Origin of the sequence: Janthinobacterium aestuarii (assembly GCF_046113285.1) — a bacterium.
In the GTDB taxonomy this organism is placed as follows: Bacteria; Pseudomonadota; Gammaproteobacteria; order Burkholderiales; family Burkholderiaceae_D; genus Janthinobacterium.
Genome location: NZ_CP142524.1, coordinates 1,642,176 through 1,659,959 on the forward strand (window position 1 = coordinate 1,642,176; position 17,784 = coordinate 1,659,959).

General features: G+C 64.5%; 19 protein-coding genes. 11 read left to right on the plus strand and 8 right to left on the minus strand.

What is annotated here, in order from left to right; translation table 11 throughout:
- Window positions 1–79 precede the first annotated feature (79 nt).
- The 6 genes from OX462_RS07330 to OX462_RS07355 all read left to right on the plus strand — a co-directional run bounded on the left by OX462_RS07330 (window position 80) and on the right by OX462_RS07355 (window position 6,941).
- Window positions 80–1,120, plus strand: coding sequence for a ligase-associated DNA damage response exonuclease (locus tag OX462_RS07330; protein WP_409028094.1), 1,041 nt, complete (start codon window positions 80–82; stop codon window positions 1,118–1,120).
- A complete protein-coding gene (locus OX462_RS07335; RefSeq protein WP_409028095.1) occupies window positions 1,113–2,753 on the plus strand; it encodes an ATP-dependent DNA ligase in 1,641 nt (546 codons plus the stop codon). Before OX462_RS07330 ends, OX462_RS07335 begins: the two co-directional genes overlap by 8 nt.
- A gap of 7 nt (window positions 2,754–2,760) precedes the next feature.
- A complete protein-coding gene (locus OX462_RS07340) occupies window positions 2,761–5,220 on the plus strand; it encodes a ligase-associated DNA damage response DEXH box helicase (RefSeq protein ID WP_409028096.1) in 2,460 nt (819 codons plus the stop codon).
- The gene (pdeM, locus tag OX462_RS07345; RefSeq protein ID WP_409028097.1) at window positions 5,217–5,906 is read left to right on the plus strand and encodes a ligase-associated DNA damage response endonuclease PdeM; all 690 of its coding nucleotides are present in this window, start codon (window positions 5,217–5,219) and stop codon (window positions 5,904–5,906) included. Before OX462_RS07340 ends, pdeM begins: the two co-directional genes overlap by 4 nt.
- A 193-nt stretch (window positions 5,907–6,099) precedes the next feature.
- A complete protein-coding gene (locus OX462_RS07350) occupies window positions 6,100–6,480 on the plus strand; it encodes a KGG domain-containing protein (RefSeq protein ID WP_121670184.1) in 381 nt (126 codons plus the stop codon).
- A gap of 194 nt (window positions 6,481–6,674) precedes the next feature.
- Window positions 6,675–6,941 (plus strand): hypothetical protein, encoded by a 267-nt coding sequence (locus OX462_RS07355; RefSeq protein WP_409028098.1) that lies wholly within the window; start codon window positions 6,675–6,677, stop codon window positions 6,939–6,941.
- 9 nt (window positions 6,942–6,950) lie between these two features.
- On the opposite strand, the gene OX462_RS07360 is transcribed toward OX462_RS07355, so the two are convergent.
- Window positions 6,951–7,559, minus strand: a complete 609-nt coding sequence (locus tag OX462_RS07360; RefSeq protein ID WP_409028099.1) for a DUF2239 family protein — start codon at window positions 7,557–7,559, stop codon at window positions 6,951–6,953.
- Window positions 7,560–7,643: 84 nt separating this feature from the next.
- Window positions 7,644–8,141 (minus strand): pyridoxamine 5'-phosphate oxidase family protein, encoded by a 498-nt coding sequence (locus tag OX462_RS07365; RefSeq protein ID WP_409028100.1) that lies wholly within the window; start codon window positions 8,139–8,141, stop codon window positions 7,644–7,646.
- A gap of 262 nt (window positions 8,142–8,403) precedes the next feature.
- Between OX462_RS07365 and OX462_RS07370 the strand changes: the two genes are divergently transcribed.
- From OX462_RS07370 to OX462_RS07390, 5 genes are read left to right on the plus strand one after another with little or no spacing between them, the layout of a single operon-like run.
- Entirely contained in the window at window positions 8,404–9,057 is a 654-nt protein-coding gene (locus OX462_RS07370) for a PepSY-associated TM helix domain-containing protein (protein ID WP_409028101.1), read from the plus strand.
- A gap of 31 nt (window positions 9,058–9,088) precedes the next feature.
- Window positions 9,089–9,604 (plus strand): DUF2271 domain-containing protein, encoded by a 516-nt coding sequence (locus OX462_RS07375; RefSeq protein WP_290603349.1) that lies wholly within the window; start codon window positions 9,089–9,091, stop codon window positions 9,602–9,604.
- Window positions 9,605–9,616: 12 nt separating this feature from the next.
- Entirely contained in the window at window positions 9,617–10,441 is an 825-nt protein-coding gene (locus OX462_RS07380; protein ID WP_409028102.1) for a DUF4198 domain-containing protein, read from the plus strand.
- 26 nt (window positions 10,442–10,467) lie between these two features.
- A complete protein-coding gene (locus OX462_RS07385; RefSeq protein ID WP_409028103.1) occupies window positions 10,468–11,496 on the plus strand; it encodes an FAD:protein FMN transferase in 1,029 nt (342 codons plus the stop codon).
- A 13-nt stretch (window positions 11,497–11,509) separates the two neighbouring features.
- Window positions 11,510–12,874 carry a sulfite reductase subunit alpha gene (locus OX462_RS07390; RefSeq protein WP_409028104.1) on the plus strand — a complete coding sequence of 455 codons (1,365 nt, stop codon included), beginning with the start codon at window positions 11,510–11,512 and terminating at the stop codon, window positions 12,872–12,874.
- A 15-nt stretch (window positions 12,875–12,889) separates the two neighbouring features.
- Here OX462_RS07390 and OX462_RS07395 read toward each other — a convergent pair whose 3' ends face one another.
- The 6 genes from OX462_RS07395 to OX462_RS07420 all read right to left on the minus strand — a co-directional run bounded on the left by OX462_RS07395 (window position 12,890) and on the right by OX462_RS07420 (window position 17,438).
- A complete protein-coding gene (locus tag OX462_RS07395) occupies window positions 12,890–14,119 on the minus strand; it encodes a DUF2325 domain-containing protein (protein WP_409028105.1) in 1,230 nt (409 codons plus the stop codon).
- Between the two features lie 48 nt (window positions 14,120–14,167).
- On the minus strand, window positions 14,168–14,494 hold the full coding sequence (locus OX462_RS07400; RefSeq protein ID WP_070312866.1) for a hypothetical protein: 327 nt from the start codon (window positions 14,492–14,494) through the stop codon (window positions 14,168–14,170).
- Window positions 14,495–14,579: 85 nt separating this feature from the next.
- Window positions 14,580–14,777: a hemin uptake protein HemP gene (gene hemP, locus OX462_RS07405; protein ID WP_034750559.1), complete on the minus strand. Its 198-nt coding sequence runs from the start codon at window positions 14,775–14,777 to the stop codon at window positions 14,580–14,582.
- A gap of 251 nt (window positions 14,778–15,028) precedes the next feature.
- Window positions 15,029–15,835: a Crp/Fnr family transcriptional regulator gene (locus OX462_RS07410; RefSeq protein ID WP_070221155.1), complete on the minus strand. Its 807-nt coding sequence runs from the start codon at window positions 15,833–15,835 to the stop codon at window positions 15,029–15,031.
- A gap of 336 nt (window positions 15,836–16,171) precedes the next feature.
- Window positions 16,172–16,816, minus strand: coding sequence for a response regulator (locus OX462_RS07415; RefSeq protein ID WP_070221113.1), 645 nt, complete (start codon window positions 16,814–16,816; stop codon window positions 16,172–16,174).
- 154 nt (window positions 16,817–16,970) lie between these two features.
- On the minus strand, window positions 16,971–17,438 hold the full coding sequence (locus OX462_RS07420; protein ID WP_409028106.1) for a universal stress protein: 468 nt from the start codon (window positions 17,436–17,438) through the stop codon (window positions 16,971–16,973).
- Window positions 17,439–17,784: the final 346 nt, after the last annotated feature.

Here is a 17,784-nt window from a genome sequence, read left to right on the forward strand (position 1 = left end):
TGCGCTGTCTGACAGATGATCTGGCGCAAGAGCGCTAGAATCAGCCCATTCCAACGCGTGATAACGCAGGGAGCAGGGCATGGCAGACATGGTAGTGGTGCGCAAGGAAGGCTTGTACTGTGTGCCGGGTCAGTTCTACATCGACCCGTGGCGCCCCGTCGAGCGCGCCATCATCACGCATGCGCACGCCGACCATGCGCGGGTCGGACACCGGCATTACCTGTGCGCCGCGCCAGGCGAGCAAGTGCTGCGCGCGCGCCTGGGCCCCGTGTCCATCCAGGCACTCGCGTATGGCGAGACCATCGAACACCACGGCGTGCAGGTGTCGCTGCATCCGGCCGGCCACGTGCTCGGTTCGGCACAGGTGCGCATGGAATATGGCGGCGAAGTGTGGGTGGCGTCCGGCGACTACAAGCTGCAGCCCGACCCCACCTGCCTGCCGTTCGAACCCGTGCGCTGCGACACTTTTATCACCGAATCGACCTTCGGCCTGCCCATTTACCGCTGGCAGGCGCCGCAGGAAATCTACGACGACATCAACCAGTGGTGGCGCAGGAATGCGGCCGAAGGGCGCACCAGCGTGCTGTTCTGCTATGCCTTCGGCAAGGCGCAGCGCATCCTGGCGGGCCTCGATGCCAGCATCGGCCCCATCATCTGCCATGGCGCGGCGCAAGCCCTGACGCAGGTCTACCGCGAGTCGGGCGTGGCCTTGCCCGCCACCGTGATGGTGGGCGAGGTGGCGGACAAGGCTGCATTGAAAACGGCGCTGGTGATCGCGCCCCCATCGGCCGCCGGCTCGCCGTGGATGAAGCGCTTCGGCGACTACAGCGATGCGTTTGCCAGCGGCTGGATGCTGCTGCGCGGCGCGCGCCGGCGGCGCGGCGTGGACCGGGGTTTCGTGCTGTCCGACCATGCCGACTGGCCCGGCCTGATGCAAGCGATCACGGCCACGCAGGCCGAACGCATCATCGTCACGCATGGCTCGATTCCCGTCATGGTGCGCTGGCTGCAGCAGAACGGCTGGCAGGCGGGCGGCTTCGAGACGGAATACGGCGATGACGAGGCCGATGACGGTGCGCCCGGTGCGGCCACGGCGGCGGAGGACGTCAGCCATGCGTGACTTTGCCCGGCTGTACGCGGAACTCGACGAGACGACCTCCACCAGCCGCAAGCTGGCGGCGCTGCAAGTCTATTTTCGCGGCGCCTCGCCCGAGAACGCGGCCTGGGCCGTGTATTTCCTGGCCGGCGGCAAGCCGCGTCAGGCCGTGCCCACCAGATTGCTGCGCGAATACGCGACCGAACGGGCGGGCCTCGATGCCTGGCTGTTCGACGAGGCCTATCACGCCGTGGGCGACCTGGCCGAAACCATCGCCCTGATCCTGCCCGCGCCCGCCAAACGCAGCGACGTCGGCCTGGCCGAGTGGGTCGAGCAGCGCATCGCACCGTTGCGCGGCGCGGCGCCGGACGCCATCCGCGCCGCCCTGCTGGGGTACTGGGACGAGCTGGAAACGCGCGAACGCTTCCTGCTGATCAAGCTGATCGGCGGCGGCTTTCGCGTGGGCGTCTCAAAACTGCTGGTGACGCGCGCGCTGGCGTCCATCGCCGCCGTCGACAGCAAGCTGATCGCCCAGCGCCTGATGGGCTGGACCGATGGCAAGGTCAACCCCACAGGCGCGGGATTTTTGAAACTGATCGCCGCGCAGTCGGAGGGCGAACATGCGCTGCGCGGCGGCCAGCCGTATCCGTTTTTCCTCGCGCATCCCTTGCAGACGGCGCCGGAAACCTTGGGTGAGCTCTCCGGCTGGCTGGCCGAGTGGAAATACGACGGCATGCGCGCCCAGCTGCTGCGCCGGGAGGGCATGAACTGGCTGTGGTCGCGCGGCGAGGAATTGATCACGGAGCGCTTTCCCGAACTGGCGCAGCTGGCCTTGCCCGAGGGTACCGTGCTCGATGGCGAAATCCTTATCTGGCAGCCGGGCGACGTGCCGGCGCCATTTGCCGATTTGCAGCAACGGATGGGCCGCAAGACGGTCTCGCCCAAGCTGCTGGCCGAGCTGCCCGCCGTGCTGGTGGCTTACGATGTGCTGGAACTCGATGGCGTGGACGTGCGCCAGCTGCCCCAGCTGGAACGGCGCGCGCTGCTGGAAAGCGTGGTGGCCGGCGTGCACTCTCCTGCGTTGCGCCTGTCGCCGCGTGTTGACGCGGCTAGCTGGGAGGCATTGGCCATCATTCGCGAGGAATCGCGCGCGCGCGGCGTGGAAGGCCTGATGCTCAAGGCCGTGTCGGCCGCGTATGGCGTGGGCCGCACGAAAGACGTGGGCACGTGGTGGAAATGGAAGATCGATCCGTATGCCATCGATGCCGTGCTGATCTACGCCCAGGCGGGCCATGGCCGCCGCGCGTCGCTGTACACGGACTATACGTTTGCCGTGTGGGATGACGTGGAGGAGGGCGGGCAGGGGGAGCGCAAGTTGGTACCGTTCGCCAAGGCGTATTCGGGCTTGACGGATGCCGAGATCGGGCAGGTCGACGCGGCCATCCGCAAGACGACGATAGAAAAATTCGGCCCCGTGCGCAGCGTGCAGCCGACGATGGTGTTCGAGATCGGCTTCGAGGGCATCGCCGCGTCCAGCCGCCACAAGGCGGGCATCGCCGTGCGCTTTCCCCGCATCCTGCGCCGCCGCGAAGACAAGACAGTCGCCGACGCCGACACCCTGGCCACCCTGAAGGCCATGCTGGCGGGCGCCGCATGAGCAGGCGATGAGCACGCTGGCGCAGCGCATCGATGCGTGGTTCAAGGGGCGCGGCTGGACGATCTTTCCCTTCCAGCGCGCCGTCTGGCGCGCTGGCGCGCAGGGACAATCGGGCTTGCTGCATGCGAGTACGGGGTCCGGCAAGACGTATGCCGTGTGGTTCGGCGCCCTGCTGCGCGCCGAGCGGCTACAACGCAAGGGCAGGAAGCAGGGCATGCGCGTGCTGTGGATCACGCCCATGCGGGCGCTGGCGGCCGACACCGTGCGCGCGCTGCAGGCGTCCGGCGAAACGCTGGCGCCCGGCTGGCGCATCGAGGCGCGCACGGGCGATACGAGCGCCGCGCAGCGGGCGCGGCAGGCGAAAGCGTGGCCCGAGGTGCTCGTCACGACGCCGGAAAGCCTGTCCCTGATGCTGAGCCAAGCGGACGCGCAGGAACGCTTCAGCCTGCTGGAAACGGTGATCGTCGACGAGTGGCATGAATTGATGGGCAGCAAGCGCGGCGTGCAGGTGCAGCTGGCGCTGGCCCGGCTGCGCCGCTGGAATGCAACCTTGATGACGTGGGGCTTGTCGGCCACCCTGGGCAATCTGCGCCAGGCGCAGGACGTCTTGCTGGGAGAACAAAGCGATGGCGTGCTGGTCGAAGGTAAAGTCAAAAAGCGCATCCTTGTCGACAGTCTGATTCCCGTCAATCCCACGCGCTTTCCCTGGGGCGGCCACCTGGGCATCCAGATGCTGCAGCCGCTGATCGCCGAGATCGAGGGCAGCGCCACCACCCTGGTGTTCACCAACACGCGTTCGCAGGCCGAGCTGTGGTACCAGCACCTGCTCGATGCGCGCCCCGACTGGGCCGGCCTGATCGCCCTGCACCACGGTTCGCTGGACCGCGAAGTGCGAGAGTGGGTCGAGCAGCACCTGAAGACGGGCGAGCTGAAAGCCGTCGTGTGCACGTCCAGCCTGGACCTGGGTGTCGATTTCCTGCCCGTCGAACGGGTGCTGCAGGTGGGCAGCGCGAAGGGCATCGCGCGCCTGGTGCAGCGGGCGGGGCGCAGCGGCCATGCGCCGGGGCGCATTTCGCGCGTCACCCTGGTGCCGACCAACAGCCTGGAATTGCTGGAAGCGGCCGCCGCCCGCGCTGCCCTGGCGCAGGGCCACCTGGAAGCGCGGCCCGTGCCGGACAAGCCGCTCGACGTGCTGGTGCAGCACCTGGTGACGATCGCGCTGGGCGGCGGTTTCGACTCGCCGGCGCTGTACGCGGAAGTGCGCGCGGCCTGGTCGTATCGCCACCTGACGCCGGACGAGTGGCAATGGGCGCTCGACTTCGTCGCGCGCGGCGGGCAAAGCCTGACCGTGTACCCGGAATACCGCAGAGTGCTGCCCGACGATGCAGGCATCTACCGCGTGCCGGACGTGGCGCTGGCGCGGCGCCACCGCATGAGCATCGGCACCATCGTCTCGGAAGCGGCGATCCAGGTCAAATTCCTCGGCGGGGCGCGCATCGGCAGCATCGAGGAATCGTTCATCGCGCGCCTGAAGCAGGGCGACCATTTTCTGTTTGGCGGGCGTATCCTGGAATTCGTGCGCGTGCATGAGATGACGGCCTACGTGCGGCGCGCCACGGGCAGCCGCGGTGCCGTGCCGCGCTGGCAGGGCGGCAAGATGCCGCTGTCGTCGGAGCTGGCGCATGCCGTGCTGGACCAGCTGCAGCTGGCGCAGGAAGGGAAAGCCAGCGGGCCGGAAATGCGCGCGCTGGCGCCCTTGCTGGCCATCCAGCAGAAATGGTCCAGCCTGCCCACGCGCGCCAGCCTGCTGCTGGAAACCTTGTCCAGCCGCGAAGGCCATCACCTGTTCGTGTATCCGTTCGCGGGCCGCTCCGTGCACCTGGGCCTGGCATCCCTGCTGGCCTATCGCATCGCGCGCGTGCAGCCGGCCACCTTGTCGATCGCCGTCAACGATTACGGCTTTGAATTGCTGGGCGCGGACGATATCGATTTTGCGCCGCTGCTGACGGCCGCCAGCAGTGCCGATCTTCCCCTGTTCAGCACGGACAACTTGCTCGAAGACGTGCTGGCCAGCCTGAACGCGACGGAATTGTCGCAGCGGCGTTTCCGTGAAATCGCCCGCATCGCCGGCCTCGTGTTCCAGGGCTATCCGGGTCAGCCGAAAAGCGCGCGCCAGCTGCAGGCGTCGTCTTCGCTGTTCTTTGAAGTGTTCCGCAAGCACGACGCGGCCAATTTGCTGCTCACGCAGGCGCAGCGCGAAGTGCTGGAGCAGGAACTGGAACTGACGCGCCTGCGCGCCACCTTGCGCGAACTGCATGGACGCAGCCTCAGTCTGCAAGCGCTGGAGCGCGCCTCGCCATTTGCCTTCGGCCTGATGGTCGAGCGCTTCCGCGAACAGCTGACGACGGAAAAACTGTCGGACCGGGTGGCGCGGCTGGTGCTGGCGCTGGAAAAGGCAGCCGCATGAAGGGACCGGAGCGGGCGCACTGCGCGGTGGAGCTGGCCGGCGAGCTGGTCTGGCTGCTGCCGGACAAGGCCGTGTACTGGCCGGCGCGCAGGATATTGATCGTTGCCGACATCCATTTCGGCAAGGCCGCTGCGTTTCGCGCGCTGGGCGTGCCCGTGCCGCGCGGCACCACCACGCAAAACCTGCTGGCGCTCGACGCCTTGCTGGCCAGTTACGCCTGCGAAGAAATCGTCTTCCTCGGCGATTTTTTGCACGCGCGCGCCGCCCATGCGGCCGCCACCGTGGCGGCCATGCTGGCCTGGCGCATGCGTCATCGCGATGTGCGCCTGACGGTGGTGCGCGGCAACCACGACGCGCATGCGGGCGATCCGGCCGCCGCGCTGGGCATCCGCATGGTGGACGAGCCGCACCAGGTGGGCAAGCTGTCGTTCTGCCATCATCCTGACACCGTCGCGCCCGGCTACGTGCTGGCGGGCCATGTGCATCCCGTGTTTCACTTGCGCGCCAAAGGGAGCGGAGCGCACGGCGGCGGCTTGCGCCTGCCGTGTTTCCTGCTGGGCCAACAGCGCGCCATCCTGCCCTCGTTTGGCGCCTTCACGGGCGGCCATGCGGTGCTGCCAGGCACTGGCGAGCGCGTGTACGTGACGGCCGACGCGGCGATTTTTCCGCTGCCCGCCAACTGCTGAGTGTCAGATACTTTTGGTGGAAAACTGAAAGTAACTGTGCCACCGTAGGCGGGACTCATCCTACATGCGCTCTTGCCATCCTCCTATTTCTTGTGCCCCATGCGCGCACTAAGATGACGGTTCCCTTGCCATGCGAGGGGGAAGAATTGCATGGTTTGCACTGTTTCCGATTCCATCGATCAAGGAGATCATCATGGCCACATCGAGCGACAATAAACAGCAAGGTAGTAAAACCAGTAGCAGTAGCAGTAGCAGCGGCGGCAGCGGCGGCAGCAAGCAAAGCGATACCAGCAAGCGGGGTTTCGCTTCCATGGACCCCGCCCAGCAGCGCGAAATCGCCAGCGAAGGCGGACGTGCCGCGCATGAAAAAGGCACGGCCCATGAATTCACGTCGGAAGAGGCCCGCCGCGCAGGCAGCCAAAGCCACAAGAACGATGCCAACCGGCAAAGCGCCTCCAGCTCCAGCGGTTCGCGCGATAACGCCAGCATGAACCAGGAGGGCAACCGTGACAGTGGCAACAAGCAAAGCGGCGGTTCCGGGTCCGGTTCCAGCTCCGGGTCGCGCAACAAGTAGCGCCAGCTGAGTAGCAAGTTGCAAGTGGTCCTGGCCAGCGGGAAGCAGGCACGCCGCAGGTCAGGGCCACGCTTATTTGGCTGCCGCAAAATTTTGATGCAACGCAGCAGGCATGGACTATGATGAAATAGCTGCGCCGGCCACGGCCTATGCGCAGTCAACGCAGTCAAATCGCATTCACGATCAGGGAGAAGATGATGGGCAACTCCACCACGCCGCAAGCCGGCAATAGCCAGGGCGGCACGCCGTCCATGGCAGGCAACAAGCAAAGTACGGCCGATTCTGCCGAGAACTTTGTGCTGGTCGATAGCGAGCAAGGGCTCGATATCGGCGACGATCTGTTTTCCATCGGCGAGGTGCGGCGCGCCGACCGCCTGCCCCATCACCAGTCCGGCTCCGCCGGGCAGAGCCGTCAGAGCGCCGACGATGCGCCCGACACCACGGGCAGTACGGGCGTCTGATCTGGCCGCCTAACTTTCTTCACTCTCAAGCCACCCGCGCCGGGCCAGCTGCAAGACGTGTTCGCGCACGTCCGCTGGCCATTCCTGTACGCATGCGAGAAACGCTGCTTGCTTGCCGGCGAACAGGGCGCGGCTCGCTTCCTCGAAGCCTGGCGCATCGCCGGCCAGCGCATTCATGACTTTATAGGCCGCTTCGCGTGCCTGGCGCTGCTCATCGTGCAGCTTGTTGCCGCGCTGCGCGTGTTCCACCAGTTTGCGCAAGGCGACGGAGGCGCCGCCCGACTGCGTTGCCAGCCATTCCCAGTGACGGGGCAGCAAAGTGATTTCGCGCGCCACGACGCCCAGCTTCGGGCGGCCTGCCGTGCGTGTGGGGGCGGGAGCGTCGTCCTGCGGCGCCGGCGTTGCCGCGCGAGGCAGGCGCTGCAGCACGTCGGCCAGGCTGCCATGCAGGTTCAGGTCAACCTGGCTGCCGCTGGCGTCGTCGAAAATCAGGATCTGCGCATCGGGATCGCGCGTCACCAGTTCCTTCAGTGTTTGCGCAAGCGCATGTAAAGGGCCGGCGGCGACTTTTCGCTTGCCGGCGAAGGCGGTGAGCTGAGGTGGTGCGGGGGTATGCATGTCTTGCCTCCATGGGGAATGCAGGCAATTTTACCCGGGTTAAATAGAAAGTCAATATTATTCGGGTAAAATAGGGTGAATCTGCTACAGATCGACCCGGCCGTGTTCGCCCATGTCTTTCGGCGGCTCGCCCGTGATGGCGGCCTTGGCCATTTCATAGAATTGCATCATCTTGCTGGCGCTGCTATCCCAATACTCGGCCGACTGGATCGTCACCTTGATCAGCGACAGTTTCGGATCGTCGAGCCCGCCCGGGAACCAGGCTTTTACGAGCGGATTCCACAATTCCTCCGCCTTGGCGCGGTCTTTCAGCAGCTGCGCGTGGCCGCAGACGGATACATACAGGCTGTCGCCCGTGTCGACGAAGCTGACATTGACTTGCGGATTGTTCAGCAAGTCGCGCGTATAGCTGGCCTCGTCCGAGACAAAGAACCAGATCTGCCCCTCGTTATCGACCTGCTGCTGCGTCAGCGGCCGGCTGGTGAGGGTGCGCATGTCGTCGCTGGTGGTCAGCATGCCGAATTTGACGTCCTTGATCCTGGCCGCGATGCTGGCCAGTTGTTCGCTGGAATACGATTGCATGGGTGCTCCCTTGTTGGTTGTCCTGAACAACAAGCATAGGCGCTTGCTGCATGCGGCTCTGTACGGCAGCTTACGTAGCAGCGGTGCTTTGTTTCAAAGCTGTTACAAAACGCCGGCCCGGCGGGGCGCCCCATGTCTTGACTTAATAAATGATAATCATTATCATTTGTTTGAAATATCGGCATGCACTCTGATTGAAGGATGGGAATGAAGCACACTGACTTGTCGCGCCAGCTGGCCCGCCCCTTGCCGGGAGCGGAGCATGCATAGTGCGGGCGCCGCCGACAAGGCCAGGAACAACGCCAGCCGCGCCGTCTGGCTGAAGAACTTGCATCAATGGCACTGGATCAGCTCGGCACTTTGTTTGCTGGGCATGTTTTTGTTCGCCATCACCGGCATCACCCTGAACCACGCCGGTCAGATCGAGTCGAAACCGTCGATCACGCGCCAGAAGGCGCAGTTGCCGGCGCCCCTCGTCACGGAACTGGCCGCCTTTGCCACCGGGCATGACGGCGCCAATGCGCCGATGCCGGCCGCCGCCGAAACCTGGCTCAAGCAGCAGTGGTCGCTCAATGCGGGCGGGCGTACCGCCGAATGGTCGATCGACGAAGTGTATTTGCCGTTGCCCAGGGCGGGCGGCGACGCCTGGGTGCGCATCGGCCTGGAAGACGGGGCCGCCGAATATGAATTGACGGACCGGGGCTGGGTGTCCTGGCTCAACGACGTGCACAAGGGCCGCAACACGGGCGTCGCCTGGAGCTGGTTCATCGACATCTTTGCCGGCGCCTGCATCGTGTTTTGCCTGACGGGGCTATTGATTTTGAAGTTCCACGCGGCCAACCGGCCATTTACCTGGCCGATGGTGGGCCTCGGTATCCTGATACCTTGCGCGATCGCCTTGCTGTTTATCCACTGATGTTTTTATTTTTCCTTTTTACAGGCACACCATGAAATTACGCTACTCCCTGGCGCTTGGCCTTCCCCTGATCGGTACGTCGGCGATGGCTGCCGACTTGTCCCTGAAGATTGAAATTCCGCAACTGAACGTGGCGGAATACCACCGCCCCTATGTGGCGGCGTGGCTGGAAACGGCCGATCAAAAGGTCGTTGGCAATCTGGCTGTGCTGTATGACGTGAAAAAGAAGGACAAGGCGGGCGAAAAATGGCTGAAAGACATGCGTCAATGGTGGCGCAAGAGCGGCCGCGACCTGGCCATGCCCGTGGACGGCGTCAGCGGCGCCACGCGCGCGCCGGGCGAACATACCCTGACTTTCCCTGGCGCCAAGGCCTTGCTCGACAAGCTGCCGGCCGGCGAATACCAGGTGGTGGTGGAAGCGGCGCGCGAAGCGGGCGGACGCGAACTGGTGCGCGTGCCGTTCCAGTGGCCGCTGAAATCGGCCCAGTCCGTTCCTGGCAAAGGCAAGGAAGAACTCGGCAATGTCGTCGTCCAACTCAAACCTTAAGGCGCCTCTACCATGTTGAAGCAACTGAATAAACCGCTGATCGCCCTGGCGCTGGCCGGCCTGGCCTTGAATGCCCACGCCCACCGGGGCTGGATGGTGCCATCGAGCACGATGGTGGAAAGCAAGGACGCCTGGGTGACGGTGGACGCTGCCGTCTCCGACGGCCTGTTCGAGATCGACCACCAGCCGCTGCGCCTGGATGCGCTGCAAGTCATCGGTCCCGATGGCGCGAAAGTGGCGCCGGCGAATACGCTCACGGGCCGCTTGCGCAGCGTGTTCGATGTGAAGATGGAAAAGCCGGGCACCTATAAAGCTGCCATTGTGTCGCAGAATGTGATGGCCAGCTACAAGCTCAACGGCGAGCAGAAACGCTTCCGCGGCAACGAAGAGACGTTCAAGAAAGACGTGCCGGCCGATGCGCAAGAGCTGAAAATCACGCGCACGGCAGCGCGCCTGGAAACTTTCTTCAGCAATGGCGAAACCAGCACGGAAGTATTCAAGCCGACGGGCGTGGGCCTGGAATTCGTGCCGGTGACCCATCCGAACGACTTGCGCGCGGGCGAAAAAGCCACGTGGCGCTTCCTGATCGACGGCAAGCCGGCCGCGAACCAGGCCTTCAGCCTGGTGCCGGGCGGCGTGCGCTACCGTGGCGTGCTCGGTGAAATCCGCCAGAGCACCGATGCCAAGGGCGAGATCACGTTCACCGTGCCGGCCGCCGGCATGTATTACCTGAGCAGCACCTGGCCTGCGGCCGCACCTGCCGTGGCCGGCCAGCCGCCAGCCATGCCGGAGCGCCGCATGACGTACGCGGCCACCGTGGAAGTGCTGCCGCAGTAAGCGGCGGCATCGTCACGAGCTCGCCGATGCGCCGGGTCCTGCTGCCGCAGCATATTTCCGATCAGGCCGCGCCGCCCGGCGCCGCGATCCGGGACTTGCGTGGCTTGACCATGGGCACCAGCTGGTCGGTGCGCCTGCTCGAGTCCGCCATGCCGGGACGCGCCGGCAGCGCCGACCTGCAGCAGGGCTTGCAGCAGCAGCTGGACCTGGTCGTGGCGCAAATGAGCCACTGGAGCGATGAGTCCGACCTGGGCCGCTTCAACCGGGCTGAACCCGGCAGCTGGCACAGCCTGCCCGCCGCCTTTTGCGAGGTGCTGGGCTTTGCCATGCACGTGTCGCAGGCGTCCGGCGGCGCGTATGATCCGTGCGCGGGCGCCCTCGTCAACCTGTGGGGCTTCGGCCCCCGCCATCGCTACGACGAACCCGGTTTTCTGCCGCCGAACAAAGAGACGGTGGCCTTGCTGCTGTCGCAGCGCCAGCGCCGCCGCCTGGAACTGGACTTGCCGGCCCGCCGCGCGCGTCAGCCGGGCGGCTTGCAGCTCGATTTATCGGCCATCGCCAAGGGGTATGGCGTGGACCGCCTGGCGCGCTACCTGGACAGCCAGGGCATCGGCCATTACCTGGTCGAAGTGGGCGGCGAGCTGCGCGGCGCCGGCAGCAAGCCCGACGGCCAGCCGTGGTGGGTGATGCTGGAACAGGTCGACGGCGGCGACGCGGATCTACATCCGCCGGAAATGCTGCTGGCGCTGCACGGCTTGTCCGTAGCCACGTCGGGCGACTACCGGCGTTTCTTCGAGGACGGCACGGCGCGTTTCTCACACACCATCGATCCGCGCAGCGGCATGCCGATCGCCAATCAACTCGCTTCCGTTACCGTCGTGCATGAACAATGCATGGCGGCCGACGCCTGGTCGACGGCCCTGACCGTGCTCGGTGTCGAGGCCGGCATGGCGCTGGCCGAAGAGCAGGGCCTGGCCGCACGCTTCCTGCAGCGCGACGGCCCTGGCTTTCACGAAACGCTGAGCAGCCACATGCTGGCCATGCTCGACGAATGAAGATTTATTTCCCATGATTTTTACGCACGATACGACGCGGCTGGCCTTGCTGGCCGCCCTGTCCCTCAGCTACGCGGGCGTGTGCCTGGCGCCTTGGCTGCGCGCGCGCGCCAGGCGCCGCGCGTCCGCCGCCGCCAAGGCGGCGCTGGCAAACAGTCCCGCCTGGCTGGTGACGTATGCAAGCCAGACGGGCAATGCCGAGGAACTGGCCACGCAAACGGCGCAGAGCCTGCAACTGGCCGGCATCCCCGTGCGCCTGTGCACGCTGGCCGAAGTCACGGCCGTTGATCTGCAACAAGCCGAACGGACTCTGTTTTTAGTCAGCACCTATGGCGAAGGCGATGCGCCCGACAATGCGGCTGCCTTCATGGGCCGCCTGATGACGGGCGGGCTGGCGCTGCCGCAATTGCATTACGCCGTGCTGGCCCTGGGCGACCGCAGCTATGGCCAGTTTTGCGGTTTCGGCCGCGCGCTCGATGCCTGGCTGGCGGCGCAGGGCGCCTCGCGCCTGTTCGAGCGCATCGAAGTTGACCGCAGCGCCAGCGACAGCATCGAGCAATGGTTCCAGCATCTGAGTCACCTGGCCGGTACCAGCGACGCGCCCGACTGGAGCGCCCCCGCCTTCGGCGACTGGCGCCTGACGCGCAGGCAGCTGCTCAATCCGGGCAGCGCCGGCGGCGCCATCTATCACGTGGAACTGGCGCCCGTGGCCGGCAGCTTGCCTGACTGGCAATCGGGCGACCTGGTGCAGGTGACGGCACCCGCCGACCCCTCGCAGCCGCGCGAATACTCGATCGCTTCGATTCCGCGCGATGGCGGCGTGCACTTGCTGGTGCGCCAGCATGCGCATCCCGATGGCAGCCTGGGCCTGGCCTCGGGCTGGCTCACGGCGCAGGCCAAGGTGGGCGACGTGGTGCAGCTGCGCCTGCGCCAGCACAAACGCTTCCGGCTGGAAGACAATGCCCAGCGGCCATTGATTTTGATCGGCAACGGCAGCGGCATCGCCGGTCTGCGCGGCCACCTGAAGAGCCGCGTGCTGGCAGGGCAGCGGCGCAACTGGCTGATCTTTGGCGAGCGCAACCTGGCCCACGATTTTCATTATCGCGAAGAGATTGAAGGCTGGCATGCCAGCGGCGACCTGCCGCGCCTGGACCTGGCGTTTTCGCGCGACCAGACGGAGCGCACCTACGTGCAGGACCGCCTGCGCGGCAATGCCGATGAAGTCAAGCTGTGGCTGGAGCAGGGCGCGGCCATCTACATCTGCGGCAGCCTGGCCGGCATGGCGGGCGGCGTCGACCAGGCCCTGCAGGAGATACTGGGCCGGCCCGCGCTCGACGCGCTGGCGGCCGAAGGGCGCTACCGGCGCGACGTGTATTAATGCAGCAGGGACTGCTTATGACTGGACCGCAGCCAGCGGCGCCGTGTCCATGTCGCCGCTCACTTCCTGCAAGCCGCGCGCCAGGCTGGAGATGCTGGGGTTGTCGATGAAGACGCAGCGCTTGCCCGTGCGCTTGCAATAATCCTTCACGCGCCAGTAGGCGCTGTGGCTGATGCAGCCCGTCTGGCAAATCACCAGGTCGGCGGCCGCCAGGCTTGAGTCGAGCAGGTTGGCATTGTCTTCCAGGCCGCCGTCGTGGTGGGCGAACTGCGCGCCGACCCGTTCGATCAGGGCGCGGTAGGTGGCGACATTGCCGCTGCGTCCGCCCACGCACAAGACGCTTTGATCGACGAGGCGGATCGGCATTTTCAGCTTGCCGCCGGTCGGCACTTCCAGCTTGGGCGCCGGTGGCGGCACGGCGGCGGCTGGACGCGGCTGGGCCTGTTTCAATTCCGCGATTTGCTGGCGCAATTCCTTTTCGCGCTCATCCATTTGCGCCAGGCGTTCGACCAGGCGCGTGCGCGATTCCAGTGCCGGGACGGCCGCCTGCAATTGCGCCAGTTCCGCGCGCAAGCCGTCGATCACGCTATCCTTGCCGATGGACTCGGCCCGCGTGCGCAGCAGCACGGCTTCCTGGCGTTCCAGTTCGCCCGTTTTTTCCGTCAGTGCGGCCTGGCTGCGCTGCTGCAGCTTGGCCAGTTCCTGCGTCAGGCGCGCATTTTCTTCCTGCAAGGCCGTAAATTTGCCCATGTCGGCGCGCACGCAGGCGCCGGCCTGGTGCTGGATCATGTGCAAGTCGCGGCACATCTGCTCTTCCAGCTCGGCGTCGCAGCGCGGGTGCGTCAGGCCGGCCCAGAAGGCGCCCGACACGTCGCCGTTGGCGACGGCCGTGCGCCACAGTTGCGCTACCTGTTCCGTGGTCTTGGCGCCGCGAAAGCGCAGGATCACGGGAGCGTAGCGGCGTTCGAGTTCCTTTTGCAGCGCTTCGGACAGGCGGTTGCGCGCGCCGCATTCCGTCACGGCGCCCACGTGCACTTCGTAGTCGTCGGCCAGCACGCGCCCGCCCGTCATCTTGCCCACCAGCTTGCGCAGGTAGCCCAATGGCAAGCCCACGCCGACCAGCGGACAATGGCAGGTATGCGACAGTTCCCACAGCCGGCGGCGGCGCGAAGCGAGCGCGGCCGTTTCCGTGCCGGCGTGGGCGCAATTGCTGATGACGGGCAGGGACTGGTCTTTGTCACACATGGCGATATCCTGTTGGGCGGTGGGGCAGCGGTGGAAGAGAAATAGAAATTAGTGCGGCAGCGGCGAGGCAGGACGTCTGGCGCTCAGCATGCGTGCCAGGCGCTCGAGCAAGGTGGTCTTCGGCGGCGCGGGCCGGTGCAGCGCCACCAGGGTGGCCCATTGCTGCGACAGTTGCTGGCAAGTCGCTTGCAGCACGGGGCCGAGGCCGGGCGAGCCGGCCAGCGCTTGCAGATGGCGTTCGATGACTGCGGCCAGTTTCTCGCAGGGACTGTCCGCATGGTAGTGCGACATCAGGTGCAGCACGGCCGACAGCAGCAATTCAGGCTGCTGGCCTTGCGGGGAAGGAAACATCGGGGAAGGTCGGTCGTTCGCCATCAAACACTCCTGTGCGGTGGTTTGGCTGGCTGCGCGCACGGGGCGCGACTGGCTGGCGAGCGTGGTGACTGGCTGCCGTGCTGCTTCAGGCAGTCAGGATCAGCTTGTTCAATTGGGTGACGCGCAGGCGATAGATCTTGCCGCTGTGCTCAATCTCCACTTCGCGGCCCTGCTGCAGCAGCGCTTCGCTGGTGATGCGGCGCGCCGGCTGGGCCATGCTGACGGGAGGACGGACGTGGGCGGTAGCGGCATCCTGGATCAAGGCTGGTTTTGAGCTTTGCATGTTGGGCTTTCTTTATCTCAGTTGAGAATGATTCGTATTTGCATTATTGTTGAATGTGGCCCGAAAAGCAAGGCTTATTTATGCGCAATCCGTGCTTTTTTGCGATGGGATGGCAGCGTGGAGCATGGCGCTGCGCGAAGACGGCCATTGGCGCGGCATGGAAGGGGAGCGGCAGCAAAAAAGACCCGCCAAGGCGGTGCGCGCCTTGGTCGGGTCAAGCCTGTGCCAAGCTGGAAGAAATCGGGATGGCGTTAAATCGTGGCCAGCAATTGCGCCGAGGCGGCCGCGGCGGCGGTGGTGTCGGCCTTGAGCTTGGCGGCAGCCAGCTGCTTGGCGCGCGAGCGCGACGGCGGCAGGCGGCGCAGGGTTTTCAGGGCGTCCGGATCCTTGATGCCGATGGTGCGCTGGTCAACCGAGATCAGGCCGATTTCATTGAAGGCGGACAAAGTGCGGCTCACCGTTTCCAGGGTCAGGCCCAGGTAGCTGCCGATTTCGTGGCGCGTCATGCGCAGGTTGAACAGCTTGCTCGAATAGCCCATCTGCGCGAAGCGGTCGGCCAGCGAGACGAGGAAGCGCGCCACGCGGGCTTCGGCGCTCAGGGCGCCCAGCATGCCGATCATCGCCTGTTCGCGCACCAGTTCGCGGCTCATCACGCCGTACATGACGTTTTCCAGTTCCAGGTGAACACGTCCCAGCGCCGTCAGCTTCTTGAACGGCAACAAGATCAGGTCGCAGTCGGACAGTGCCACCGCTTCCGAGGAGTAGTGGCGCGAGTGGATGCCGTCGACGCCCAGCATGTCGCCCTTCATGGGAAAGCTCAGTACCTGTTCATTGCCGAATTCGTCGATGAGCACGGTTTTCAGGAAGCCCGAATTGACGATGTACAAGGTGTCGAACGGTTGGCCGATGGTATGCACGCGCTGGCCCGTCTTGAATTGCACGTGCTGGAACAGCAGTTCGTCTGCGGCGATGGTGCAGGCACTGGAGATATGCAGCAGATCGCATACTTCCTTCAGGTTCGACCATAGCCGCCCCTGGCGCTGGCGCCCTGCTTCCATCGGGGAAGAGGGGGCCAGCGATGGGGCGGCGGCGCGGGTTTCGGGCGTTTGCGTGGACAGCATGTTCATCTCCTGGTGACAGGTAGTTCAGAGTTGAATGACAGGGTGCGCAGACGGCGGGCAGGGAAAGGGCGGCGCGCGTCCAGGCTGATAAAGCTCAATTCGCTGACGACTTGCTGTGTGATGAAATAACTTCCCAGCAACTTGATTACTGGTTTCAGTATGCCAACAACCATATGCAATTAATATCAGCAGTGGCTGAATATGGCAGTAGGAGCTACGGTAGGGGGAGTAGGATTGTTCCTACGGTCGACGCGCGGGCGCGCGCCGCCGGGCTTACGTCTTGAAGGGGGAGAGCAGGCGGTGCGCCACGGCGTACTGCACCATTTCGGATAGCGAACTCATGCCCATTTTTTGCATGATGCGCGTCTTGTGCGTACTCACCGTCTTCACGCTCAGGTGCAGGTTGTTGGCGATTTCCGTGATCGACTTGCCCGCCACCAGCAGGGAAAAGACTTCGAACTCGCGGTCCGATAACTGTTTGTGCAGCAAGCTTTCATTCGGCATCATGATGTTGAGCACGAGCTGCTCGGCCACCTCGGCGCTGATGTAGGGGCGTCCCGACGCCACCTTGTGAATGGCGCCCACGAGCTGGGTACCAGCGCTTTCCTTGGTCAGATAGCCTTGTGCGCCGGCGCGGATGGCGCGCACCGCATATTGTTCTTCCTCGTGCATGGTGAGGATCAGGATGGCCAGCTTGGGCGCCTCGCTGCGGATTTGCCGGATCAGGTCGACGCCGCTGCGGCCCGGCATCGACAGGTCGAGCAGCAGCAGGTCGAAGCCGCCCTGGCGCACCTGATTGAGTACTTCAAAGCCGTCGATGGCTTCGCCCACGATATCGATATCCGGCGCGCCGTCAAGGATGCGCTTCAAGCCTTCTCGCATGATGGTGTGGTCGTCGGCAATTACAATACGTATCATAGGCGGGCAATCTGGATGCGTGAAATCTGCTCTGTCCGTCACCGGACAATCAAATGTTGAGAAACGAGAAACGTTGTCATTTTAACTGAGGCGGCCGCATTATGCCTTTTTCTGCATATGCCGGCAACGGCGGCCCCGGTGGTCATGTGACCTCTTATTCGGACAGGGGTTCCTTGATCAGCCTATGCACGAGCACGGGCAATTTCGAGTGCGACAGCACTTTATTGGTCACGCTGCCCAACAGCAATTGCCCCCAGCCGCTGCGGCCATGCGAACCCATGAAAATCAGATCGCAATGCTGCAATTGCGCCACTTCCACGATCTTCAGGGCCGGGCTGTCGGAAAAGGCCGTCAGGCCCGTCGCTTCCAGGCCGCGCTTGGCGGCCGCGTCGAGGATGGGCTGCCAGTGGTCGGCGCCGGCCTTGCGCATGGCGATGCGGTACTCCTCCTCGCTGGGATAGCTTGGCGGAATGATTTCGATGTACACCGGGTACTGGTATTCGGGCGCCACATACAAGGCAAGGATGTCGGCGTGCATCTGTTCGGCAAAAGCAACGCCGGCGCAGGCCGTCAGGTTGGAGACGGTGGAGCCATCGGTGGCGATCAGAATTTTCTTATACATGGCAGGTCCTTTGGCGGTGACTGAGCGCGCGCAACGCCTCTTATTGTAGACGCGGCGGCAGCATTGTATTCATGCAAAGACTTGATAATTATCAATACAACTGCACCTTCAGTATAGACAACATTGGCAGAAAGATCGTGTGTAGCTGCAACGATGTCCATGTGGCGCTGTTGCGCAGACGCCCGGAAGCAGGATTTCTTCTGCTGTGCGTGGTCTTGCACGCACGCCAATGGTAGTATTTCAAAATACAACAGATGGAACACATATTTCCTTGTGGAAAAGCTCTTGTAGGCCAGCTTTGCACCAGGAAGCGCGTTTTGAGATTTACCAACAGGGCGGCGCCCTG